The organism is Patiriisocius sp. 208BN25-11 (assembly GCF_058147145.1).
The window spans coordinates 183,300-206,514 of the sequence record NZ_JBYVJY010000002.1 but is presented as its reverse complement, the minus strand read 5'-3'; the positions used below and the strand labels follow the sequence as shown (position 1 = coordinate 206,514).

General features: G+C 36.3%; 20 protein-coding genes and 1 other RNA gene. 13 read left to right on the top strand and 8 right to left on the bottom strand.

Going from position 1 to position 23,215, the window contains the following annotated elements; all coding sequences use genetic code 11:
• Positions 1 to 117 precede the first annotated feature (117 nt).
• From ACY2RS_RS03815 to rny, 4 genes are all read left to right on the top strand, one after another.
• Entirely contained in the window at positions 118 to 408 is a 291-nt protein-coding gene (locus ACY2RS_RS03815) for a hypothetical protein (protein ID WP_490097284.1), read from the top strand.
• Positions 409 to 417: 9 nt separating this feature from the next.
• Positions 418 to 708, top strand: coding sequence for a cell division protein ZapA (locus ACY2RS_RS03810; protein ID WP_490097283.1), 291 nt, complete (start codon positions 418 to 420; stop codon positions 706 to 708).
• Between the two features lie 52 nt (positions 709 to 760).
• A non-coding RNA gene (gene ssrS, locus ACY2RS_RS03805) (6S RNA) lies at positions 761 to 870 on the top strand.
• 98 nt (positions 871 to 968) lie between these two features.
• Entirely contained in the window at positions 969 to 2,534 is a 1,566-nt protein-coding gene (gene rny / locus ACY2RS_RS03800; protein WP_490097282.1) for a ribonuclease Y, read from the top strand.
• Between the two features lie 236 nt (positions 2,535 to 2,770).
• Here the strand turns inward: rny and ACY2RS_RS03795 are convergent, their stop codons facing one another.
• Together ACY2RS_RS03795 and ACY2RS_RS03790 are read right to left on the bottom strand one after the other, a co-directional pair.
• Positions 2,771 to 4,030, bottom strand: coding sequence for a mechanosensitive ion channel family protein (locus ACY2RS_RS03795; RefSeq protein ID WP_490097281.1), 1,260 nt, complete (start codon positions 4,028 to 4,030; stop codon positions 2,771 to 2,773).
• Positions 4,030 to 4,308 carry a DUF3817 domain-containing protein gene (locus ACY2RS_RS03790; RefSeq protein WP_490097280.1) on the bottom strand — a complete coding sequence of 93 codons (279 nt, stop codon included), beginning with the start codon at positions 4,306 to 4,308 and terminating at the stop codon, positions 4,030 to 4,032. Before ACY2RS_RS03790 ends, ACY2RS_RS03795 begins: the two co-directional genes overlap by 1 nt.
• Before the next feature lie 124 nt (positions 4,309 to 4,432).
• On the opposite strand from ACY2RS_RS03790, the gene ACY2RS_RS03785 reads away from it, so the two are divergent.
• Positions 4,433 to 7,261 (top strand): M16 family metallopeptidase, encoded by a 2,829-nt coding sequence (locus ACY2RS_RS03785; protein ID WP_490097279.1) that lies wholly within the window; start codon positions 4,433 to 4,435, stop codon positions 7,259 to 7,261.
• 134 nt (positions 7,262 to 7,395) lie between these two features.
• Here the strand turns inward: ACY2RS_RS03785 and ACY2RS_RS03780 are convergent, their stop codons facing one another.
• A complete protein-coding gene (locus ACY2RS_RS03780; protein WP_490097278.1) occupies positions 7,396 to 8,001 on the bottom strand; it encodes a M15 family metallopeptidase in 606 nt (201 codons plus the stop codon).
• A gap of 80 nt (positions 8,002 to 8,081) precedes the next feature.
• Between ACY2RS_RS03780 and ACY2RS_RS03775 the strand changes: the two genes are divergently transcribed.
• The 4 genes from ACY2RS_RS03775 to ACY2RS_RS03760 all read left to right on the top strand — a co-directional run bounded on the left by ACY2RS_RS03775 (position 8,082) and on the right by ACY2RS_RS03760 (position 13,013).
• On the top strand, positions 8,082 to 8,807 hold the full coding sequence (locus tag ACY2RS_RS03775) for an SDR family oxidoreductase (protein ID WP_490097277.1): 726 nt from the start codon (positions 8,082 to 8,084) through the stop codon (positions 8,805 to 8,807).
• A 451-nt stretch (positions 8,808 to 9,258) separates the two neighbouring features.
• Positions 9,259 to 10,323 carry a chorismate synthase gene (gene aroC / locus ACY2RS_RS03770; protein ID WP_490097276.1) on the top strand — a complete coding sequence of 355 codons (1,065 nt, stop codon included), beginning with the start codon at positions 9,259 to 9,261 and terminating at the stop codon, positions 10,321 to 10,323.
• Positions 10,324 to 10,350: 27 nt separating this feature from the next.
• Entirely contained in the window at positions 10,351 to 11,652 is a 1,302-nt protein-coding gene (locus ACY2RS_RS03765) for a dicarboxylate/amino acid:cation symporter (RefSeq protein WP_490097275.1), read from the top strand.
• 113 nt (positions 11,653 to 11,765) lie between these two features.
• The gene (locus ACY2RS_RS03760) at positions 11,766 to 13,013 is read left to right on the top strand and encodes a phage tail-like protein (protein WP_490097274.1); all 1,248 of its coding nucleotides are present in this window, start codon (positions 11,766 to 11,768) and stop codon (positions 13,011 to 13,013) included.
• A gap of 51 nt (positions 13,014 to 13,064) precedes the next feature.
• On the opposite strand, the gene ACY2RS_RS03755 is transcribed toward ACY2RS_RS03760, so the two are convergent.
• The gene (locus ACY2RS_RS03755; protein WP_490097273.1) at positions 13,065 to 13,877 is read right to left on the bottom strand and encodes a mechanosensitive ion channel family protein; all 813 of its coding nucleotides are present in this window, start codon (positions 13,875 to 13,877) and stop codon (positions 13,065 to 13,067) included.
• A gap of 112 nt (positions 13,878 to 13,989) precedes the next feature.
• Here ACY2RS_RS03755 and gshB point away from each other — a divergent pair, with 112 nt between their 5' ends.
• The 3 genes from gshB to ACY2RS_RS03740 are packed head-to-tail and all read left to right on the top strand — an operon-like array spanning position 13,990 to position 17,091.
• The gene (gene gshB, locus ACY2RS_RS03750; protein WP_490097272.1) at positions 13,990 to 15,018 is read left to right on the top strand and encodes a glutathione synthase; all 1,029 of its coding nucleotides are present in this window, start codon (positions 13,990 to 13,992) and stop codon (positions 15,016 to 15,018) included.
• Positions 15,019 to 15,073: 55 nt separating this feature from the next.
• A complete protein-coding gene (locus ACY2RS_RS03745; RefSeq protein ID WP_490097271.1) occupies positions 15,074 to 15,901 on the top strand; it encodes an N-formylglutamate amidohydrolase in 828 nt (275 codons plus the stop codon).
• Between the two features lie 8 nt (positions 15,902 to 15,909).
• Positions 15,910 to 17,091 (top strand): peptidase MATCAP family protein, encoded by a 1,182-nt coding sequence (locus ACY2RS_RS03740; protein WP_490097270.1) that lies wholly within the window; start codon positions 15,910 to 15,912, stop codon positions 17,089 to 17,091.
• Position 17,092: 1 nt separating this feature from the next.
• On the opposite strand, the gene ACY2RS_RS03735 is transcribed toward ACY2RS_RS03740, so the two are convergent.
• Complete coding sequence (locus ACY2RS_RS03735) at positions 17,093 to 17,500, bottom strand: thiol-disulfide oxidoreductase DCC family protein (protein ID WP_490097269.1); 408 nt, start codon at positions 17,498 to 17,500, stop codon at positions 17,093 to 17,095.
• Between the two features lie 533 nt (positions 17,501 to 18,033).
• Complete coding sequence (locus ACY2RS_RS03730; RefSeq protein WP_490097268.1) at positions 18,034 to 20,196, bottom strand: endonuclease MutS2; 2,163 nt, start codon at positions 20,194 to 20,196, stop codon at positions 18,034 to 18,036.
• A gap of 86 nt (positions 20,197 to 20,282) precedes the next feature.
• Here ACY2RS_RS03730 and ung point away from each other — a divergent pair, with 86 nt between their 5' ends.
• The gene (gene ung / locus ACY2RS_RS03725; protein ID WP_490097267.1) at positions 20,283 to 20,948 is read left to right on the top strand and encodes a uracil-DNA glycosylase; all 666 of its coding nucleotides are present in this window, start codon (positions 20,283 to 20,285) and stop codon (positions 20,946 to 20,948) included.
• 304 nt (positions 20,949 to 21,252) lie between these two features.
• Here ung and ACY2RS_RS03720 read toward each other — a convergent pair whose 3' ends face one another.
• Positions 21,253 to 22,107 (bottom strand): substrate-binding domain-containing protein, encoded by an 855-nt coding sequence (locus tag ACY2RS_RS03720; RefSeq protein WP_490097266.1) that lies wholly within the window; start codon positions 22,105 to 22,107, stop codon positions 21,253 to 21,255.
• Between the two features lie 54 nt (positions 22,108 to 22,161).
• Complete coding sequence (locus ACY2RS_RS03715; protein WP_490097265.1) at positions 22,162 to 23,040, bottom strand: nucleoside phosphorylase; 879 nt, start codon at positions 23,038 to 23,040, stop codon at positions 22,162 to 22,164.
• Between the last annotated feature and the right edge of the window lie 175 nt (positions 23,041 to 23,215).

The following is a 23,215-nucleotide window of genomic DNA, read 5'->3' as shown; positions in this document are numbered from 1 at the left end:
GAAGTGTTACACAAATATTGCGATAGTCTTTCAATAAAACAAAAATTAACGCAAAAGAGTTTGTTTATTAGGAAGGGTCGTTTAACTTTGTAAGGGTAGTATTGAAATAACCAATATATGAGTTCTATTGTAGAACAAGTTGATTCTCTTGAAAATAAGATTAGCAAATTATTGCATAGGTATACAAAACTGAAGCAAGAAAAAGCGACATTGGAGGCAGAGATCACAGTTTTAAAAGAACAGCAAGTACAATTTTCTTCGGAAATTTCCGAATTAACAAATACTTGCAATTCATTAAAGTTGGCCAATTCAATGCTTGGCAGCGACCAATATAAACGAGATACAAAACTCAAAATAAATGCTCTTGTTCGGGAAATTGATCAGTGTATTACGCACCTTTCTGAATAGCAACAACATATGTCAAACCAACTAAAAATTAAACTTTCTATAGCAGATAGGGTATATCCTTTAACGATACATCCAGACCAGGAGGAAGGCTTGCGTAAAGCCGCTAAGAAGATAGAAGGTATGATCAAACAGTTTGAAAAAAGCTACGCAGTAAGGGATAAGCAAGACGTTCTTGCTATGTGTGCCTTACAATTTGCAGCACAAGTAGAGCAAAAAAATATTGACACGATAGAAGGCGGGGCAGCCGTAGTGCAAAAAATACAAGCACTCAACGAATTACTGCAACACCAGCTAGCGTAACGTTCTTTACATAAAACTAGGTTACTGCCTACATTAGTATACATTTTGGTAAACTCAACAGAATTTCTTTTGAAAAGGATGAGTTCAAGTTGTAAAAGCGCGCCGTCTTTGAGCGGATTCTTGATCAGCTTATTAGTCCTAAACTTTTTTTCATTGGAGTTTACACAAATCAAATATTAGTGTAGGCTTTTTTATGTCTAGATTTTAACAGATGAATTAACATGCTATTTATAGCACCATAACCATAAAGAAACAAACACATGGACAATTTAGTCACCATTATAATAGTAGGAGTCATTGCATTAGTTGTAGGGTTCTTGATAGCAAAAATGCTTGAGAAGAACAATGCTTCTACCGCCATTGCTTCTGCAAAAAAAGAAGCAGCCACCATTCTAAAAAATGCCGAGAAAGATGGCGAAGCATTGAAGAAAGATAAAATGCTTCAAGCCAAAGAGAAGTTCATCGAATTGAAGTCTGAACACGAAAAAGTGATCAACAATCGTGATAAGAAAATGAACGACGCCGAGAAGCGTACAAGAGATAAAGAGTCACAAGTATCTAGCGAGTTGGCTAAAAATAAAAAGTTAACCGCAGATTTAGAGAAAAAGAAAAAAGACTATTTAGAGCGTCTTACCTTTATTGAGAAGAAGCAAGCAGAGATTGATAAAATGCATAAAAGTCAAGTAGAACAATTAGAAGTGATTTCTAGTTTGTCTGCAGATGATGCCAAAGCACAATTGATGGAAACACTAAAGGATGAAGCTAAGACAGATGCTATGGCGTACATTCAAAATTCTATTGAAGAAGCCAAAATGACGGCACAGCAAGAGGCTAAGAAGATTATTATTAGTTCGATACAGCGTATAGGTACTGAAGAAGCGGTTGAAAATTGTGTGTCAGTTTTTAACTTAGAAAGTGATGATGTTAAAGGTAGAATTATTGGCCGTGAAGGTAGAAACATTAGAGCTATTGAAGCCGCTACAGGGGTTGAAATTATTGTAGATGACACTCCTGAGGCAATTATTCTTTCTTGCTTTGATAGTGTGCGTAGAGAGGTGGCACGTTTATCATTACACAAACTAGTGACCGATGGTAGAATTCACCCAGCACGTATTGAAGAGATTGTTCGCAAAACAACCAAGCAAATCGAAGAAGAAATCATCGAAGTAGGAAAACGTACCGTTATCGATCTTGGAATTCATGGACTACAACCAGAATTAATAAAGGCTGTCGGACGAATGAAATACCGTTCTTCTTACGGACAAAACTTATTGCAACACTCAAGAGAGGTGGCCAAATTATGTGGAGTAATGGCGAGCGAGTTAGGGCTAAACCCTAAATTGGCAAAACGCGCAGGATTGTTACATGACATTGGTAAAGTACCAGAAACAGAAACAGAATTACCACACGCAATCTTAGGAATGCAATGGGCAGAAAAGTATGGTGAAAAGCCAGAAGTATGCAATGCCATTGGAGCACACCACGACGAAATTGAGATGACAAGTTTATTATCTCCAATTGTTCAGGTGTGTGATGCTATTAGTGGTGCAAGACCAGGCGCAAGACGCCAGGTATTAGATAGTTATATCCAACGTTTAAAAGATCTAGAAGACATTGCTTTTGGATTCTCGGGAGTAAATAAGGCATATGCCATTCAAGCAGGTAGAGAATTACGTGTCATGGTAGAAAGTGAGAAAGTAAGCGACGAAAAAGCAGCGCAGTTATCGTTTGAGATTTCACAAAAAATTCAAACAGACATGACCTACCCAGGACAAGTGAAAGTTACCGTAATTAGAGAAACAAGAGCTGTGAATATAGCGAAGTAATTTCTTTTTAATATAATTTTTAAAGCTCCGGAAATGTTAGGTTTTCGGAGCTTTTTGTTTTAAGACCGCTTGCTCCTGCGCTAAAGCTATGGTGGCACGTGGACACTGTTAGAAGTTAGACCTATCCCTTATTAAAGTGGTTTGATCAAGATGATTCCCCCTTTGAAGGGGGTTAGGGGGATGTTTTTGCAAGAGTAATAAAACTCCCTTGTTTTGTTGTAGCATTCCACAATGCTCTAAAGCTCCTTAAAATCACTCCCCGTAGGACTCTCAAAAATCTCTAAGCCAAAGTAGGGTACTGCAGCAATTAAGTGGTCAAAGATATCCGACTGGATACGCTCGTAGTTTTCCCATTTTTTGTCATGGGTAAAGCAAAAGATCTCTAACGGAATTCCTTTATCGGTGGGTGCTTGTTGACGCACCATTAAGAACATCGTGTCGTTGATTTTTTCATTTTCAAGCAAATACGATTCTGCATAATTTCTAAACACTCCCAAATTGGTTTGGTTTTGACCATTGATAGCCAAAGAGGTATCGCTATTGGTGATTTTATTTCGAACCGAATTTTCTTTCTCTCGATGGTCGATATACGGTTTAATGAGTTGGATGTTTTTGTAGGCATCTAACATTTCCGAAGTGACAAAACGCACCGTATTTTGTTTGATAAATAAAGACCTTTTAATCCTTCGTCCTTTGCTTTCTTGCATCCCACGCCAGTTCTGAAAACTGTCTGAAATCAAACTATAGGTAGGAATAGTAGTATACGTATTATCGAAGTTTTGAACGCGAACCGTTGCTAGATTGATTTCTGTGACATAACCATCTGCACCAAATTTACTGAAGGTAATCCAATCGCCAATGCGCACAATATCATTTACAGAGACCTGAATACTTGCTACAAATCCTAAGATGGTATCTTTAAAAATAAGGACAACAACTGCAGAGGTCGCCCCTAAAGTAGCCAAACTTTTAAAATTAAAGTTGGTGAGAATATTCACCATAAAGAAAATACCAATTGCCCAAGCAAAAATCATAAGCACCTGCACATAACTTTGTAAAGGCTTATCGGCAAAGTTCTCTCTTGTACCAATATAGTTTTTGGTAGTTCGCGTAATACTTCTAAATACTAGGATAGACAAAATAACCAAGTAGACTAACAGTACTTTTTCTATCCAAATAAAGGTTTCGGGAAAACTGTTAAAAATGATTGGAAGTAAGTGCCAAACAATCACAAAAGGAACAAAGTGCGCTACAAATCTTGGAAAATTACTTTCCATGAGCACATCATAAAATCCTCTTTCGGTGGGATCGTTAAAGATTTTAAAAATTTGAATCACCAGCTTTCGAACAAAGATATCTAGCACAAAAACGATGGCACCTACAATTAGCACATTTAGTACAATGCTAAGAATAGCAGCGGAACTGCTTCCAACACCAACGGTGATAAAATATTCTTTAAAGAAATTTGCGTAGTAGTATAAAAAATCGGTGTTCATTACAAGTAGTTACGTTCTACATAAAAAGGTCCAAAAGGAAGTATAGAACAAAGTACGGCAATAAAAAGTTTTTTATAGCTCCAATTTAATATTTGTGATACGTAGACAGCCATTGCAATGTAGAGTAAAAATAACACTCCATGCGCCATCCCTACAATTTGTACCATTTGAGGAAGGCCCCAGATATATTTTAAGGGCATGGCAATACCCAATAAGACCAAAAAAGAAATGGCTTCTAGGGTGCTAACTACTTTAAACGTTTTGATGAGTTTTTCCAAAATAAATGTTTTATGCAAAGATACTTCGCGGTGGTTTATAAAATGATTTTTTAAGAAAACTTTTCATTTTTTATGCGCTTCAAAATAGTATCTTTCTTTTTTTAATTTCTGAAATTTTAAAACCATGAAACTAACAACCTTTATTACCTTTATTGCCTTATCTATAGCTTTTGTTTCTTGCAATACTACACCAGAAGATGATACTGCAGAAGAATCCTTCACCTTAGATTATGAAAAATTCACCTTAGAAAATGGTCTAGAAGTAATATTACATGTCGATAAAAGTGATCCTATTGTTGCAGTAGCTACCGTAATGCATGTAGGTTCTAATAGAGAGAAACCAGGTAAAACTGGTTTTGCACATTTCTTTGAGCACATGTCTTTTAATGATAGTGAAAATGTTCCTGTAGGCGCCAATCGTAAAATGATACCAGAATGGGGTGGAAGCCGAAATGGAGGTACATGGAGTGACGGTACTATTTATTATGAAGTTGTTCCTAAAGATGCCTTTGAGAAAATTTTATGGATCGACAGTGACCGCTTTGGATATATGTTAAACACGGTAACCAAAGAAGCCTTAGAACGTGAAAAGCAGGTAGTAAAAAATGAAAAGCGCCAACGAGTTGACAATGCTCCTTATGGATATACAGATGAAATCATTCGTAAAAATTTATACCCAGAAGGTCATCCGTACAGTTGGACTGTCATTGGAGCCCTACCAGATCTTCAAGCAGCAACCCTAGAAGATGTAAAAGAGTTTTATAGAGAATATTATGGAGCAGCAAACGCATCGTTGGTGATTGCTGGTGATATTGATGTTGCTGAGACTAAGAAATTAGTACAACAATGGTTTGGGGAAATACCAAGCGGACCAGAAGTAAAAGCAATGCCTCCAATGCCTGTAACACTCTCAGAAACGAAGTCCTTGTTTTTTAAAGATAACTTCGCAAAATTACCTGAGCTCCGTATGGTATTCCCTACAGTAGAGAATTACAATGAAGATTCGTATGCCTTACGAGTATTGGGTCAATTGTTGAGTGGTAGTAAAAAATCGGCTCTGTATAAAACCATTGTTGAAGAAAAGAAATTAGCGCCTAATGTTGGATCGTACCAAAGTAGCAATGAACTAGCGGGAGAGTTTATCCTTAGAGTGAGAGCTAATGAAGGAGTGAAGCTAGATGATGTAAAAGCGGGAATCGATGAAGGGCTTGCTAATTTTGAAACCAATGGGTTTACAGATAATGAATTAACACGTATTAAAGCTGAGCTTGAAACTCAAGTATACCAAGGTGTTGCTACTGTTTTAAATAAAGCGTTTCAACTGGTGCAAGACAATGAATTTGCTGGCGATCCTGAGCAATCTATTAAAGATACAGAGATTATTAAAAACATTACTCGTGAAGATATCATGCGTGTGTACAATAAGTACATTAAAGGTCAGCATTATGTAATGACGAGCGTTATTCCTAAAGATACGCCAGAATTAGCCGTAAGCAATGCTAAAGAAGCCAGTGTTTGGATCGAAGAAGTAGGAGCTATGGCTGCTAACGAAGAAGTAAGTCAGGGAGCTGAAGCAGTATATGAAAAAACACCCTCAAAATTCGATCGTTCTGAACCAGACTTTAGAGAAGCGCCATTATTAAAAATGCCAGATGTTTGGACAGGAAGTCTAGACAATGGAATGAAGCTATACGGTATTGAGAACAGAGAGTTACCTCTTGTAAACTTTCAAATTTCAATTCCTGGCGGACACATGTTAGACCCAAAAGGGAAAGCAGGTATTGCTTCATTAATGGCGGATCTAATGAATGAAGGAACCAAAACCAAAACGGCTGCCGAATTGGAAGAAGCGATTGGTTTGCTAGGTTCTAGTATTTATATTGGCTCTGGAACAGAAGAGATTTTTATAGGTGGTAGTTGTTTAGCACGTAATTTTGATAAAACAATGGCCTTTGTAGAAGAAATGTTACTAGAGCCTCGTTGGGATGAAACAGAATTCAACCGCTTAAAGCAAGAATTACAAACATCTTTAAAAGGACGTGAAGCAAACCCAACAGCCATTGCAGCTATTAATTTTAGTAAGTTGTTGTATGGAGAAGAACATCCTTATGGGATTCCTACTAGTGGCACATTAGAAACGGTTCAGAACATTACATTAGAGGATGTAAAAGACTTTTATAAAAACCTATCTCCAAAAATCGCCAATTTTCATGTGGTTGGTAGTGTAGATAAAACTAAAGTTACTCAAGTATTATCCTCGTTAAATTCAAATTGGAATGGGGAAGAAGTGTTACTTCCAGAACACACAATTCCGGATACTGATATTGCTGGTAATTTATATTTTATTGACGTTCCTAACGCAAAACAATCTGTATTATACATTGGTGATGTTGCACTTTCTGCGAATGATGCTGATGCTAAAAAACTAGATTTTGCGAACGAGATATTAGGAGGTGGATCAAGTGGTAGACTTTTTCAAACCTTGCGTATTAGTAAAGGATATACTTATGGTGCTTATTCTAGAGTACCTAATAGAATGGACAAAGCAGCTTTCACTATTTCGTCTAGTGTAAGAGCCAATGCAACCTTACCATCTTTAGAGATTATTAGAGACATGGTACAAGACTATGGACCTGGTTTTACTGAGGAAGATGTCGCCTTAACCCAGAATAAGATCATCAAAGCAAATACACGTGCATTCGAATCTTTTGGGGCTAAGCTAGGTTTATTGAGTAATATAAGTAAGTATGGAAAGCCTTTAAACTATGTAGATAAAGAACAAGAGTTACTAACTACAATGACCTTAGAAGATTTTAAAAACGTCATTAACACCTATATTGATGAAAAGAAGATGATCTATTTGGTTGTAGGGGATAAGGCTACTCAATTTAGCGAAGTTAAAAAGTTAGGTAAGCCTGTGATTGAGTTGGATATCTACGGAAATAAGATATAAATTAGTTAAAGATTTCTATTGATTTTTCCCTAACCCTTCCGCGTGTCGCAGAAGCTTTAGCGGAGGCACAAAGGGAATTCAATAGAAATCTTTATTTCATCCTTTAGGATTGAGGAAATAAATAAAGATTTTAACTACTCACAAGGCAATGAATCATTCATCGTTTTAAAACGCCAAGATTGTTTAAAACTATAATGCCACCATTCGGTTCGCACGGTTCTAAAACCATGGGCGATCATGCCTTCTCTTAGCAGTTTTCGGTTGGCTAATATTTCCGCAGAGAAATTATAATTATCAATGTGAGATTCGCGACCAAAAAAATCGTAGTCACTTCCCATATCTACAAAACATCCATCCAGTGTGACCAAGGTAATATCTACTGCAGCCCCTTTGTTATGGATGGACCCTTTGCCATACGGGTTAGCGACATAGGTAGGTCTAGGTACCTTACTCCACATAAATTTTTGGATATCTAAGGGTCTATAACAATCATAAAATTTCAGTTTATAGCCTAATTCACAGAAATATTGATTGGCTTTAAAGACAGCTTCGGCAACTTCAGGTTGAAGTAGGCATTTCGGACAATCATACAATACTTCGCCAATGAAGTTATTGGCAGTTGCATACCGAATTTCATATTCGAATTCTGTACCATAGATTCCCATATCTATTAGATGTGATTCTTGTGAAGTATTAGACCCCAAAAAGAACAAGCTCAAAAACAGGAAGATAGTTTTCATAACTCAAAAATAACAGAAATTTAAGGATTCATAGACAGGAAGTGAGGCCTTACTCCATTACTTTTACGAAAAAATCTCAAATGACAACATTAAAAGGAAAAGTAGCTTTCATTACGGGTGGAAGCAAAGGCATAGGATTTGGTATTGCACAAAAATTACTGGAACAAGGAATTCACGTAGCTATAACAAGTAGATCCATAGAAAATGCAGAAACAGCAGCTTCACAACTAGCCAGCTATGCTGTTCATGGAGCAAAGATAGTAGCCTTAGAAGCTGATGTACGTAGTTTTGAAGCACAACAAGCTGCCATCACAAGCGCTGAAGCTGCCTTGGGAACCATAAGTATTGTTATAGCAAATGCCGGACTTGGGGCTTTTGGAAATATAGAAGACATTTCTATTGAAGCTTGGAATAAAGTAATAGATACTAATTTAACAGGAGCTTTCTACACGCTAAAAGGAACCTTAGCCTCTTTAAAAGCAACTAAGGGATATTATATCACAATTTCTAGTCTCGCTGGCACTAATTTCTTTGCAGGGGGAACAGCCTATAACGCAAGTAAATTTGGGGTAACAGGCTTTACACAAGCTGCCATGTTAGATGTTCGTCAGCACGGCGTAAAAGTTAGCACCATTATGCCAGGAAGCGTTTCTACTCATTTTAATGGTAACGAGCCCAGCGAGAAAGATGCCTGGAAAATACAACAGGAAGACATCGGGGAATTGGTGGTAGACTTATTACAAATGAACCCAAGAACCTTACCAAGTAAGATAGAAGTACGTCCTACGACACCGCCTTCGAAATAGTGAATGGTGATTCGTGAGTGGTGATTAGTTTTTAAGGCACAAAGAAACAAAGTTTCAAAGATAAAAAGGAGCAATGGCCTAAAGTTGGCTTTTTAAAATAGTTAATCTGCCAACTGCTACTGAGCACTGCAAACTATTTTATTCAGAAATGTTAGTTGTTCATAGAGTTTATAATGTTTAAAGTTAAGGTGTTTGGGAAAATTGATATTAGTTTTTCGACATTCAGTCCATTTTTTATCAAGGAACGAAGCGACTGGTCTAACCTCTAACAGCGAGCAACCGCGTGCCGCCATAGCTTTTCGGCCTACGTAGCCACTTCGGCGAAGTAAGCTAGCGGTGGAACAAGCTAGCGGTGGAGCAAGCGAAGGGTCCAATAGCGAAGCGGTCTATTTAATGCAATTAATTTTTAGTATCTAATCTTAAAAAATTACATTTGTTTTAAAACCAAACTATGGCGGGTAATACCTTCGGAAATTTCTTTAAGCTAACTACGTTCGGCGAATCCCACGGAGAGGCTATTGGTGGTGTAATTGATGGCTGTCCGGCAGGAGTTGCAATCGATCTGGAAGCTGTACAAGCCGAAATGATCCGACGTAAGCCTGGTCAGTCAATTATTGTCACACAACGTAAGGAGCCTGATGTTGTTCGATTCTTGTCTGGTATCTTCGAAGGGAAAACGACAGGAACTCCTATTGGTTTTGTCATTGAAAACACCAACCAGAAGTCGAAAGATTACTCCCACATAAAAGATACCTATAGACCCAGTCATGCCGACTATACATTTGACAAAAAGTATGGACATCGTGATTATCGTGGTGGAGGTCGCTCTTCAGCCAGAGAAACGGCAAGTAGGGTAGCGGGTGGTGCCATTGCGAAGCAATTAATCTCTAACATTTCAATACAGGCCTATGTGTCTTCTGTAGGAGATATTTTTTTAGAGAAACCCTATCAGACGTTAGATTTTTCAAACGTTGAAAGTAATGACATACGTTGTCCAGATCCTGAGACGGCAGAAAAAATGATAGCTAAAATAAAAGAAATCAAAAAGCAGGGCGACACCATTGGTGGTACCATTACTTGCGTGATACAAAATGTGCCTGTAGGGTTAGGAGAACCTGTATTTGATAAATTACACGCACAGTTAGGAAAAGCGATGTTGTCTATCAATGCTGTTAAAGGTTTTGAATTTGGTAGCGGATTTTGTGGCGCTAAAATGCAGGGGAGCGAACACAATGATTTGTTCAATGAAGATGGCACTACCAAAACCAATTTATCGGGTGGAATACAAGGTGGAATTAGCAACGGAATGGACATCTATTTTAGAGTTGCTTTTAAGCCTGTAGCAACCGTGATGCAAAAACAACAAACCATTAATAGTCAAGGAGAAGCTGTTGAAATGCAGGGCAAAGGACGTCATGATCCTTGTGTGGTACCTAGAGCAGTGCCTATTGTAGAAGCCATGGCTGCGTTAACCATAGCCGATTTTTGGTTGGCAAATAAATTATCTAAATTGTAAATCTCATTTACTTCGGAAATATTACATATGAAAAAACTAGCATTACATTGGAAAATCCTTTTAGGAATGGTATTAGGAGTACTTTTCGCACTCTTATTTACTAATTTTGATTGGGGACCTTCCTTTATAAAAGATTGGATCAAACCATTTGGAACCATCTTCATTAGTTCGTTAAAGCTAATTGCTATTCCATTAATTCTAGCGGCTTTGATTAAGGGTATTTCAGATTTAAAAGATATTTCTAGCTTGTCTAAAATGGGAATTAGAACCATATCTATTTATGTGCTAACTACTATTATTGCAGTTTCTATTGGTCTAACTGTAGTAAGTATTATACAGCCTGGAACCACCATAAATGAAGATACCAGAAACGAATTGGTAGAGGCTTATGGAGGTGATGCGGAAGCAAAAAGACAAGCGGCCGCAGCACAAAAAGATGCTGGACCATTACAGGCATTGATTGATTTGGTACCTAGTAATATTGTAAGTGCAGCATCGAGTAATAGAAATATGTTACAAGTAATTTTCTTTGCTGTATTTTTTGGGATTGCACTTATTTTGATTCCTGAAGAAAAAGGGAAAACGGTGAAAGATTTCTTTGATGGCCTCAATGAGGTCATCCTCAAAATGGTCGATTTAATCATGTTGGCTGCTCCTTATGGAGTATTTGCTTTAATGGCAGCCTTGGTAGTAGAAGCCCCAAGTGCCGATTTATTTGCTGCCCTAGCAATGTATGCAGTATCTGTTGTTGTTGGATTGGCACTAATGGTTATTATTTATGTGATGTTAGTGAAAGTGTTTACAAAAAAGTCACCTTCATTTTTCTTGAATGGTATTGCTCCAGCACAATTACTAGCATTTTCTACCAGTAGTAGTGCGGCAACACTGCCAGTAACGATGGAACGTGTTACAGAGCATTTAGGAGTAGAAGAAGAAGTGTCAAGTTTTGTATTACCTATTGGTGCTACTATTAATATGGACGGGACGAGTTTGTATCAAGCGGTAGCTGCTGTTTTTATTGCCCAAGCCTTTGGTATAGATCTAAGCTTTGGAACGCAATTAGGAATTATTGCTACAGCAACACTGGCATCTATTGGTTCTGCTGCAGTGCCTGGTGCAGGTATGGTGATGTTGGTAGGTGTACTTGGGTACGCTGGTATTCCTGAAGCTGGATTGGCACTTATTTTTGCTGTAGATAGACCTTTAGATATGTGTAGAACTGTAATTAATGTTACTGGAGATGCAACAGTGTCTATGTTAGTAGCTAAGTCTCAGGACAAACTTGGAGAACCTAATGTTAAAAATTGGGATGATACTTATAAAAAGTAATTTCGAATTTAGTGAGTTCATAAATAATCACTAAATTTGTATATCTCCCCGTTATTTTTGTAGTCCCAATCTGCTAAACCTTTTATTTATGTTATGACTAAAATTATATAGTCATGATTAGAATTGTCTTTTTTTTAATGGTTTTTTGTGGTGTACACATTGGATTTTCTCAAGTAGGAATTGGTACAGTTACTCCAAGTGATGCATCTATGTTGGATGTAAATAGCACTTTAGATAGCGGAATCACTTATAAGGGCTTTATGCCTCCTAGAATTCCTTTAACTTCAGATTTAGTAAGGGTGAATGCTGAAATTGAGGATGCCGGTCTGCAAGTATTTGTTCTTGAAACAGGTTGTTTGAATATTTGGAACGGTATTGCCTGGGAAGAAGGGCCTTGCGTATCTATTGTAACAGGATCTGAAGTCCAATTTGCCTCAGCTTCACAATCGCAAGCTGAAAATGTTCCTGCGATAGATTTTGATTTCACCATTACTAACCCATCTCCATCTGCTAATATTATGGTTTCTGTTGCTGCGGATTCTTATACAGATCTTGATGAAGCTACTGCTCAAACTGTTACCATACCTGCTGGAGCCACTTCATACACAGCCATTGGTTTGTTTACAATTACAGATGATATGGATGCAGAATCTAGTGAAGATGTTGTATTTACAGTTACTTATTTAAGTGGTGGTTTAGGGACAACAACTATTGGAACTCAAAACACCAATATAGTAACTATTTTGGATGATGATAGTGTGGTAACGCTAACCTTACCTTTTCAAGAGTCTTTCGAAACAAATGGAAATGGCATACGATACACAACAAGTATACCCGAAGAAATTAATGGTGCTAGATATTTTTCTAGGGGAATGGAAAGTGAATATACAAATGTAACATTAAGCGGTACTATGGATGGAATGTATTTATTTGCAGGACAAGATATAGATGGCTTACAAGGAAATACAGCAAGCTCTCAACAGACACTAACTATTTCAAACATTGACATTCTTGGAGAAACAAATGTGCTTTTTGAAATATTATTGGCCGAAGACGATCAAGCATCGAATCAAGATTGGGATGGAGAAGATTTTATGCATATAGATTATAGCATCGATGGTGGTGCATATCAAAGTTTATTGTGGGTTGAAGGACAGAATGGATTTAATTCTGAACCTTCGTTAGATGACGATTTTAATGGAATAGGGGATAATGTAACCTTTATTACAGATACCTGGACAAATTTTAGCAGAAATATACCAACGGCACTAGGAAGTACATTAAGTATTAGAATTACTATGGATTTTACATCAGCAGATGAAGATATAGCAATTGACAATATTAGAATTACAAGTAATTAAATAAAAAAGGGTTACCATTTTGGCAACCCTTTTATTAATAAATAATTTATATTATCCTTCTTTTTTTATCTCAACACTATGTGGGTATGGAATTTCAATGCCAGCAGCATCAAGATCATTTTTTGCTCTTTCTAAAGTGTCAAAATAAACATCCCAATAATCTTCTACTTTTACCCAGGGTCTTACTGCAAAGTCTACCGAACTTTCTCCTAGAGCAGAAACATTTATAGTTGGAGCAGGATCCTTTAAGACCTTTTCTTGAGAGGTAATAACATTTAGTAATACATCTTTGGTCTGTTTGATATCTGCATCATAGGATACACCAATAGTATGTCTTATCTGTAAAATTCCTTCTTCAGAATAATTGGTAATATTTCCATTAGATAAGGCCCCATTAGGAATAATTATAAGTTTGTTTTCAGGAGTTAAAATTTTTGTGGTGAAAATTTCAATTTCTTTTACAACACCTAATTCCCCTTGAGCTTCTATTAGGTCTCCTATTTTAAATGGTTTAAAGATCATAAGCATGACACCTCCAGCAAAATTACCTAATGACCCTTGTAGTGCCATACCAACAGCTAAACCAGCAGCAGCTAATACAGCAGCAAATGAAGTTGTTTCAATACCTAGATTTCCTAATATAGCGAGAACAAGCAATACTTTTAGTATTATTCCAACTAGATTCAACAAAAACTTCTTTAAGCTTTCTTCATATCCACTTTTATCCATGAGCTTGCTAACAGCTTTCATCATTTTTTTGATAATCCAAGATCCAATAATCCAGATTGCAATGGCACCGATTACTTTCAATCCGTATTCACTTCCTATTTCTATTATTTTGTCAAGCGTTTTTTGATAATCCATTTTGATATGTTTAAATTTGAGATATAAAAGTACTATTCATTTCTTGAAGATTTGAATTTTATTATTTACTTTTCGATTAAAGAACACATATCACTATAAAAATACATATCCTATGAATGTCTGTTTTATCATGTACCCTTGGGAAGAAATGGATCCTGAAAATGATTCTACCCTTGCCATGATTAATGAATTTGCCAAGCGAGGTCACGGCATGGCTATTACAACACCATCTAATTTAACGATTCGTGATAGTGTTGCATTTGCCTTTTGCAGGTGTTTAAAACGAACCGAAAAAGTATCGAGTAACCTAAAATCATTTCATAATAAAGCTGAGTTTTATGACGAAATGTTACCACTTGCTGGTTTTGATGTGATTATTTTAAGAAGCAATCCACCTCTAGATATGATCATGCTGAACTTTTTGGATAGCGTGAAAGATGATGTCTTTATTATGAATGATCTGGATGGCATACGTCGTGCGAACAATAAGCTATACACTGCGGTTTTTGAGGATGAAAACAATGAAATAATACCTAGAACACACGTTACCAAAAACAAAGAATATCTTAAAAAGATCATTAAAGAAGGTCCCGATAAAATGATTTTAAAACCCTTAAATGGGTTTGGAGGCTCTGGCGTTATTCTTATTGAAAAACGCGCCATGAAGAGTATTAACTCTTTATTAGATTTCTATATAACGAATAAAGACGGTAGTTCTAACTATGTAATTTTACAAGACTATATTGAAGGTGCAGATCAAGGAGATGTGCGTGTTTTGTTATTAAATGGGAAACCCATAGGCGCTATGAAACGTGTTCCAGGTGAGGAAGATCACCGAAGTAATGTAAGTGCTGGTGGTTCTGTTCAAAAACATTCACTTACAAAACAAGAGAAGGAACTTTGCAGACGCATTGGACCAAAATTGGTTAAAGACGGACTCTATTTTTGCGGTATTGATGTCATTAACGGTATGCTGGTAGAGGTAAATGTGATGTCACCAGGTGGTATTACTTATATTAATAAAGTATATAAAATGCGCCTTCAAGAAAAAATCATCGATTTTGTAGAAGACAAAGTGCAAGAACGTGTCACCGCATTTGAACGAAGAACCAAGTTGCGCAAACATGTTTCTGACGCTTAAGCTCAGTATTCATTAAACAGTAACAGTGGGCAGTTGTAAAATTATAGAACCATGTATGGAGCGACTTAATATTTCAAAAATTATACAAAAAATAGAAAATGAAGATATCTTTGAAGCGGTTGCTTCAGATTATTCCTTTACTATCAAAATAGATGCTTATGTGCCTTATGTGTGTGGCGCGGTTCATGACGGACACCAGTTTAGAAAAGAATTATGGGATAATTGTTTACATACAGAATACGATCGTTGGTTTGAAGAAGATCCGTGTACTAAAGAATTTATAAAAACGCATCCTATTGTTATTGCAGGATGTGACAGTCGTTTTGAATACGATCTAAACCGCGATCCAGAAAATGCCATCTATGAAGATGCTTGGGGAAAACAGCTTTGGAAGACTCCTTTGCCCAAAGAGCAACAGACTAAAAGCCTATCCAAACACGAAGCATTTTACAAAGTAGTACACTCGTTAATAGCTAAACTAGAATCAAAATTTGGCGCTGTAGTTGTGTATGATATGCATAGCTATAATTGGCGCAGATGGGATCGAGAAGTGCCTGTGATTAATTTGGGAACCGCTAATATTGATAACAACAGATTTGGAGAATTTGCTGAGTCTTGGCGTGCTTCTCTAGCAGATTTAAAGCTTCCACATGGCATAGAAGCAACTTCAAAAATTAATGATACCTTTCAAGGAAATGGGTATTTCTTAAAATACATCACACAGCATTTTAATAATACATTGGTCTTAGCCACAGAGTTTAAAAAGATCTATTGTGATGAATATCAGCAAATACTTTTTCCCGAAGTCGTCCATGCCATAGAGCAACAATTACAGTATAAAGTAAAGGAACATGCGGCTTCATTTTTTGAAACCTTTAAATAACTGTATCTTTGGCGTCGCATCCTATTGTAATGAGCACGCATACCCAAATAACACAACATCCCAATCTATTAAAAATAGATATTCAATTAAACCAATTGGTTCAAAAAATTGAGTTACTTAATTATATTAATCCTATTAATATAGAGCAGGAAAAAAGAAATTTCTTTGCGTCTAAGTACAATGTAAATCCGAATTTTAAGTATCGAAAGATTGATTTTGATGCACATAAACTACAACAAAAACTCTTTTCGCAAGACCTTGATAGTATTCAAGACCCTATTTCTAGGGCTTTTTACAGAGATGTTATTTATGATTATTCTGGTTTAATACAGTGTATTGAAACCATTGGTCAGGGATCTAAGTTTTATTACAATGCCCTTAAAAGTTTTGGAACGCCAACAGATAAGGATGTAGATAATGCCAAGTTCATCTTACATTTTAAAGATGAAGAGTATGACAATGAGATGTTTCCAGTGTTTAGTGTTGCTGAGGCGTCTGAGTATTTTACTGAATTTGTTGCTGCTTATGGTTTTAAATTTAACGTAAAATATTCTACTAAAATTTCGGCGGCAGCCATGGTGCAAAACAATACACAAACCCTGATTCTAAAAAAGAACCATCGTTTTAGCGCGAACCAGCTTAAAGTTTTAGCAAATCATGAAATAGGTGTGCATTTAGTGACTACCTATAATGGAATGAGTCAGCCATTAAAAATATTTTACAATGGTTTTCCAAGAAATGTTGAAACTCAAGAAGGCTTGGCTGTATTTAGTGAGTATATGAGTGGTTGTTTAACCTTACATCGTTTAAAAGAATTATCATATCGTGTGATAGCTGCAGATAGTTTACACCGCGGATTTGATTTTTCTGCTACTTTCGATTTGTTACATAATCAATACAAACTCAATAGGGAAGAGGCCTATAACATAAGCCTACGTGCCCACAGAGGTGGAGGTTTTACTAAAGATTATATGTATCTCACGGGATTAAAAAAAGTGTATGATGCCTTTACTCGTAAAGAAGATCTAAATCCATTGCTCTCAGGTAAGGTGTCTATGGAGCAAAAACCTATTGTAGATCATTGGGAAAAACAAGGCTTAATGCAACCCAATGTCTACTGTAATTTTGCTTTTGAAGAAAACAATAACAACAACGATACTTTAGATTTTATTCTTAAAAATTTAAAGTAAGCTACAAGAATTTTTCTTTCAATGCTGGTGTAGGAATCATACAACTATCCTTTTTACCATACCATTTGTACCTATTTTTGGCCACATAGTCATAAACCTTATTTCGAATCACTTTTGGAATGATCATAAAGCCATAAAGTAATGGCCACCCGCCAGATAATTTTTTTGCCACCCGCAATGCCGCAGTCGATTTTGAATATGCTTTCCCATTTTCTATAAGTACAATAGAGTCTGTATCAAGGGTGTTTATGCCGTATTTTTTTAACAAGCTTGTGCCCGGTTCTTCTTGTAAGGTCGCAAATTTAAAGTAATTGCGCCCATCTCTTTTAATCACAAAATTAATGGAACTATTGCAAAGGTTGCATACCCCATCAAAAAGAATAATACTATGGTTGTTATCTGCGCTCATAAATTTAAAACTACACTATATTTCTATCGTTTTCTTGTATGATGTGGACAATGTGTTTCAATAGGTTATTAAGTTATTAGGTTGTTGAGTTACTGTTTTATTAAGTTACAAAGTTACAAAGTAGCAAAGTTGTGTAACTATTAATCCATTCTCCATTCGTTATTCTTTACTAAGGTCTTTGACAGGCTTAGACTGACAATTTATTGCTGTTTTTTTAAAGTTCATTGTTACCCTGTCCCGAAGCTTCGGGAGTCGAAGGGTATTTTTTTGGTTACTATTTATTTTTAAACAAACATCTTTGCCAACTGCTACTGAACAATGCCTATTTTTTTAGTCGTTGGTCATTAGTCTTTAGACGTTATTATATTTTTTTAAATGTAAAGGCACCCTTTAAGTCTGGGTTCTTTCACAGTTTCAAAGTTTCAAAGTTTCAAAGTTCCAAAGCTTCAAAGGAGCAAAGTAGAATTTTCAAATCTTCAAATCATCTCCTGCCAACTGCCACTGAACACTGTGTACTTATTTTCCGTCATCCATCACCCTACTTTCTCTAATTCCTCCAAACTAACATTAGTAGTAAAAATCCCATAATTTACAATGGCTTTCTTTTTTTCAATGGTGTCGATAGTACCAATTGCTTTGCCGTCTTGCATACGTACTCTGTCACCCACTTTTAAGGTAACTTTAGGTTTTGGTGGTGGTGCTTTTTTTGCTTCGGCTTTTTCTTTCTTTTTGCGTACTCTTATTTCGGCTACCTTTTTTTCTACTTCTTGTTCGGTGATGCGGGCTTTGGCTTTTACTTGCTTCTTCTTTTTGGGAGCAATTTTTTTACGTTTGCTATTTTCTACCATCACCATTTTAAATAGCTCGTCTAATAAAATGCGTTTCTTTTTATTGTTGTGATAGCGCTCAGAGAGTTGGTCGAATTTTTTTCCAATTGCTATCAGTTTTTGATTACTATCATATAATTCTTGATAGCTTTCTAATTTCTCTTGCACTTTCGCGTTTACAGCCGATAATTCTTTTTCTTTTAGTTTGGCTTTTTGCGCAGAAGACTCTAGATTTTCAGAAGTCTTACGAAGTTTTGAACGTTCTTTCTGTAAATTAGCAATCGACTTGTCAAAACGTATTTTACCACGCTCCACTTTCTTTTTTGACTTATTGATTAAACTGTAGGGAATTCCATTTTTTTGTGCCACTTCGAAAGTAAATGAACTTCCTGCTTCTCCTAAGTGTAATTTATAAAGTGGTTCCAGTGTTTGGCTATCGAATAGCATATTGGCATTTACGGCATGCGGTAATTCGTTTGCCAATAGTTTTAAATTGGCATAATGCGTCGTAATAATTCCAAATGCTTCGCGTTCGTAGAAGACTTCTAAAAATGTTTCAGCCAAAGCTCCTCCTAATTCAGGATCTGAACCTGTACCAAATTCATCGATCAAAAAAAGTGTGTTTTTGTTACATTTCCGAAGAAAATGATTCATCTTTTTTAAACGATAACTATAAGTACTTAAATGATTTTCAATAGATTGATTGTCTCCAATATCAGTAAGAACACGATCAAAGATACATAGCTCACTTTGGGGTTCTACAGGTATTAGAAAGCCGCTTTGCAACATAACCTGTAACAATCCTACCGTTTTTAGGGTAATACTTTTTCCTCCAGCATTGGGTCCCGAGATCACAATAATGCGTCCGTCATGCGCTAAGCTAATACTCTGAGGAAACGTTTTCTCTCTTCGCTTTTTGTTCGCTACAAATAATAATGGATGGTATGCATCTAACAAGGAAAGTTTGCGTTCTTTGGTAATGAGCGGCAGTACTCCGTTAATTTCAACTGCATATTTTGCTTTAGCATACACAGTATCTATATGTATTAAATACTCTTGGTATACGGCTAATAAAGGACGATACGGTCGGATGTATTCAGTGAGCATTTTTAGGATACGCTTAATTTCTTCGCGTTCTTCATAGACAAGGTTGCTAAGCTCTGTGGTAAATTCAAAGGTTTCTTGCGGCTCCATATACACAATGCTTCCTGTTTTGGAAGTTCCCAAGACAGTACCTCGTACTTTACGACGGTGCATTGCTTTTACTGCTAAAACTCTACGATTCTCTACAACAGATTCTCGTATTTCATCTAAATAATCACTTCCCGAATAGCGCGTTAGTGCTTTATTGAACGACGAATTAATTTGTCCTTTTACCACATTAAGTCTTCTTCGTATTTGAAGTAGCGCTGGGGATGCATCATCTTTGATCTCACCATATTTATCGAATATGGCTTGAATTTCTGCGGAAATATTAGCGCGATACTCAATGGTTAACGCATGATTATTAAGGAATACATAAAACTCTTCGAATTTTTTGAAAAATCGCTGAAGGCTATGAGTGGTTTCTGTAATGGTTAAAATTCTTCTAAAACTAGAGATGTCTAGCGTACTGTTTTCAATATCTAGCAATTGTAATACCTTGAAAATAGGCTCAAATCCATGATTAGGAATAGGGGAGTCACTCCCAAAAGAAGCCGTGAATTCTTTTACCTGCTGTAAGGATGTAGCAATATCTTCTAGATCAGCATAAGGTACCGTAGCAAGCATACTATCTTTTCCAGGTGCAGTTATACAAAATTCTGAGACTTGTTGTAAAACAATTGGAAATTCTAGGTCTTCAAGGGTTTTAGTATCTATTTTAATCATAGTGAATCCGCAGGCTTGTTTATTTTGTGCAATTACTTTTTAAGAAATGCAAAAAGAAGTAATTTTATACAACAAAAATACACATAATGGATGTTAATATTTCCCCAACATGGCGCGCTATTTTAAAAGAGGAATTTGAGAAAGAATATTTCAAAAATTTAATGCGTTTTGTAGATGATGCGTATGCAAAAAACACATGCTATCCTCCAAAAGAAGATCTATTTGCTGCCTTTAATCATACACCATTTAATGCTATTAAAGTAGTGATCATCGGCCAAGACCCATACCACGGACCAGGACAAGCCAACGGACTCTGTTTCTCGGTAGCCGATGGTATTCCGCATCCGCCCTCATTAAAAAACATTTTTAAAGAAGTAGAAGAGGATGTAGGAGCCGACACTCACATTTCAGGAAATTTAGAACCTTGGGCACAGCAAGGAGTATTGTTGTTAAATGCAACGCTAACAGTTCAAGCACATGAAGCGGGGAGTCATCAAAAAAAGGGTTGGGAACCATTTACAGATGCTGTAATTGCTGCTATTTCAGAAAAGAAAGAGGGAGTCGTTTTTATGTTATGGGGTGGTTATGCAAAAAAGAAAGGAACCAAAATAGATACCTCTAAACATTTGGTCCTTACTAGCGGACATCCATCTCCTTTAAGTGCTAACAGAGGGTATTGGTTTGGAAATAAACATTTTAGTCAAGCAAATAGTTATTTAAAATCAAAGGGGATTGCAAAAATTGATTGGTAGTTTCAAAAAAAAAGCTATTCATTATATATTTCTATACAATGAATAGCTCAACTTACTTAAACTATATAAACTTAAAAAAATTACTCTTCGTCGGGTATATTAGGTCCAGTAGCATCATTGCAGCTAAACTGTAATAGCAAGAAATTTGTTGCTATTAAAATGCCTAAAATAATAAGGAATGTGGTCATGGTTGTGAGATTTACATCTATTAGATGGCACATTTCCTAAAGCGTTGCGTATTATAATAAAAAAAATAAAAATTTATTACTTATTACGATGTAATATGTTAATATTGAAGTGCTTACTAAAGTTTGAAAAGGATGTTTTCTTCTGAAATTTTAGTGTTAATTAACTCTAACTGTACTAATTTATCTTGAACACGCCCCACTTCAGCAGAAGATAATTGCTGTTGGCTCCATGAAGTTAAAGACAACCATTGTTGTACATCTTCTAATTGTTGTTGGTATCTATTAGAAATCATGGTATCGATAGAAGGGATGTCTTTAAATTCTGATGTTGTTGTATTAATAATATCTAGTATATCCTTTACAGCCTCTGGATCTTTTTCAAGAACTTCGTCTCGCACAGCAATCACAAAACAGGGCCAAGGCGTAGGGCATTCACCAACGATATTAAAAGGGCCATTGTCTACATAGGGTTTTGTAGTGAATTTCTCCCACATAAAATAATCTCCTTTTCCTTCGGGAAGACCTTTTAATGCGCCATCTAGGTTTTTAATCACTTCAAAATCGAGGTCTTTTTCTGTATCCCATCCTTGATTTTCGGCATTGACATAAGCCATTAGGTGAGAACCAGAACCGTATCTACTAATGGCTGCTTTGCTTCCTTTTAGATCTGAAATTTTTGTATAATCGCTATTCTTTGCCACATGTATTCCCCAAATAAGCGGAGAATCTATAAATACCTGTACAATTTTAGAAGGGTTTCCATGATTGATATCACGTATGATGCCTTCAGTTAAAATGACCGCCATGTCTACATCACCTTCACGAAGGGCTTTACACATTTGTCCTGTGCCACCATGATAATCTTGCCAACGTAAGTTGATGTTCTTTTCCTGGTATTCTTTATTCTTTAAGGTAAGATACCAAGGTAAGTTGAAGTGTTCAGGAACACCACCAATTTTAAAGTTTTTCATACAATAGACAGCTTAGTACTGTAAACATTTGATAGCATTGTAAAAATACATTTTTTATCCCTTTTTGACTAAAATTTCTAAGGTGCTTGTAATTAGTTGTTCCACCGTAGTACTAGGAGTAGTGCTAAAAGTTCCTAAGGCCCTGTTCGCCAAAATTGCATTTAAAGAAATAGCCTCATGTCCTAGTAAATTTGCAAGACCGTATATTCCAGAAGTTTCCATTTCTAAATTGGTAATCTTAGTGCCTTTGTAATTAAAAGATTCTAATTTTCTATTTAGTTGTTCATCTTGTGTTTTAAGACGTAGCATTCTTCCTTGCGGTCCATAAAAACCTACATTGGTTGCTGTGCATCCTTTCTGAAATAGTCCTTCATCAAATAGCTTTAGTAGTTTGTTACTTGCTCCTACAACGTAAGGTGTCGCTTTGTTTGGACTCCAATTTGTATGTTTCATGAGCGCTTTTGAAAACTCGGTATCTAATAGTTCCGAAGCATCATAAAAATGAATCAAAGTATCAAATCCGATAGCCTTTTCAGAAATCAAGAAACTATCTATTGGTATGTTGGGTTGAATAGCACCGCTGGTTCCAATACGAATAAATTCAAGGATTGTGTGCTTTTCCTTTATGGTGCGGGTCTTAAAATCTACATTAACAAGGGCATCTAATTCATTAAAAACGATGTCTATATTGTCGGTGCCAATACCAGTAGAAATAACGGTAAGCCTTTTTCCTTTGTAGGTCCCAGTTTGTGTTTTGAATTCTCTCTTATGTACAGAAATTTCAATGGTATCGAAGTGCTTTGTCACCGTTTCGACACGATCGGGATCGCCAACGGTTATAATGGATGTAGCAATATCTCCTGGTTTTAGGTTTAGGTGATAGATGCTACCGTCTGGATTCAAAATAAGTTCGCTAGGAGCTAGGGGTTTCAATGGTGTTGAGTTTAAAAGTTTAAGTGTTTATGAGTTTTGGGACGGTAGTTTTTAATTTGGTTTATGGATTCACTTAAAAAGTATCAAAGGGGCAAAGCTACAAAGTTTATGAGTTTAAGTGTTTATAAGTTTAGAAGTTGGGTTCTATATTTCTTAACTGTTCCAAGAGTCATTA

Bases quoted from the DNA above. Each gene is read 5' to 3' on its own strand.
- ACY2RS_RS03815 (WP_490097284.1), top strand. From the start codon at position 118: ATGAGTTCTATTGTAGAACAAGTTGATTCTCTTGAAAATAAGATTAGC.
- ACY2RS_RS03810 (WP_490097283.1), top strand. From the start codon at position 418: ATGTCAAACCAACTAAAAATTAAACTTTCTATAGCAGATAGGGTATAT.
- rny (WP_490097282.1), top strand. From the start codon at position 969: ATGGACAATTTAGTCACCATTATAATAGTAGGAGTCATTGCATTAGTT.
- ACY2RS_RS03795 (WP_490097281.1), bottom strand. From the start codon at position 4,030: ATGAACACCGATTTTTTATACTACTACGCAAATTTCTTTAAAGAATAT.
- ACY2RS_RS03785 (WP_490097279.1), top strand. From the start codon at position 4,433: ATGAAACTAACAACCTTTATTACCTTTATTGCCTTATCTATAGCTTTT.
- ACY2RS_RS03780 (WP_490097278.1), bottom strand. From the start codon at position 8,001: ATGAAAACTATCTTCCTGTTTTTGAGCTTGTTCTTTTTGGGGTCTAAT.
- ACY2RS_RS03775 (WP_490097277.1), top strand. From the start codon at position 8,082: ATGACAACATTAAAAGGAAAAGTAGCTTTCATTACGGGTGGAAGCAAA.
- aroC (WP_490097276.1), top strand. From the start codon at position 9,259: ATGGCGGGTAATACCTTCGGAAATTTCTTTAAGCTAACTACGTTCGGC.
- ACY2RS_RS03765 (WP_490097275.1), top strand. From the start codon at position 10,351: ATGAAAAAACTAGCATTACATTGGAAAATCCTTTTAGGAATGGTATTA.
- ACY2RS_RS03760 (WP_490097274.1), top strand. From the start codon at position 11,766: ATGATTAGAATTGTCTTTTTTTTAATGGTTTTTTGTGGTGTACACATT.
- ACY2RS_RS03755 (WP_490097273.1), bottom strand. From the start codon at position 13,877: ATGGATTATCAAAAAACGCTTGACAAAATAATAGAAATAGGAAGTGAA.
- gshB (WP_490097272.1), top strand. From the start codon at position 13,990: ATGAATGTCTGTTTTATCATGTACCCTTGGGAAGAAATGGATCCTGAA.
- ACY2RS_RS03745 (WP_490097271.1), top strand. From the start codon at position 15,074: ATGGAGCGACTTAATATTTCAAAAATTATACAAAAAATAGAAAATGAA.
- ACY2RS_RS03735 (WP_490097269.1), bottom strand. From the start codon at position 17,500: ATGAGCGCAGATAACAACCATAGTATTATTCTTTTTGATGGGGTATGC.
- ACY2RS_RS03730 (WP_490097268.1), bottom strand. From the start codon at position 20,196: ATGATTAAAATAGATACTAAAACCCTTGAAGACCTAGAATTTCCAATT.
- ung (WP_490097267.1), top strand. From the start codon at position 20,283: ATGGATGTTAATATTTCCCCAACATGGCGCGCTATTTTAAAAGAGGAA.
- ACY2RS_RS03720 (WP_490097266.1), bottom strand. From the start codon at position 22,107: ATGAAAAACTTTAAAATTGGTGGTGTTCCTGAACACTTCAACTTACCT.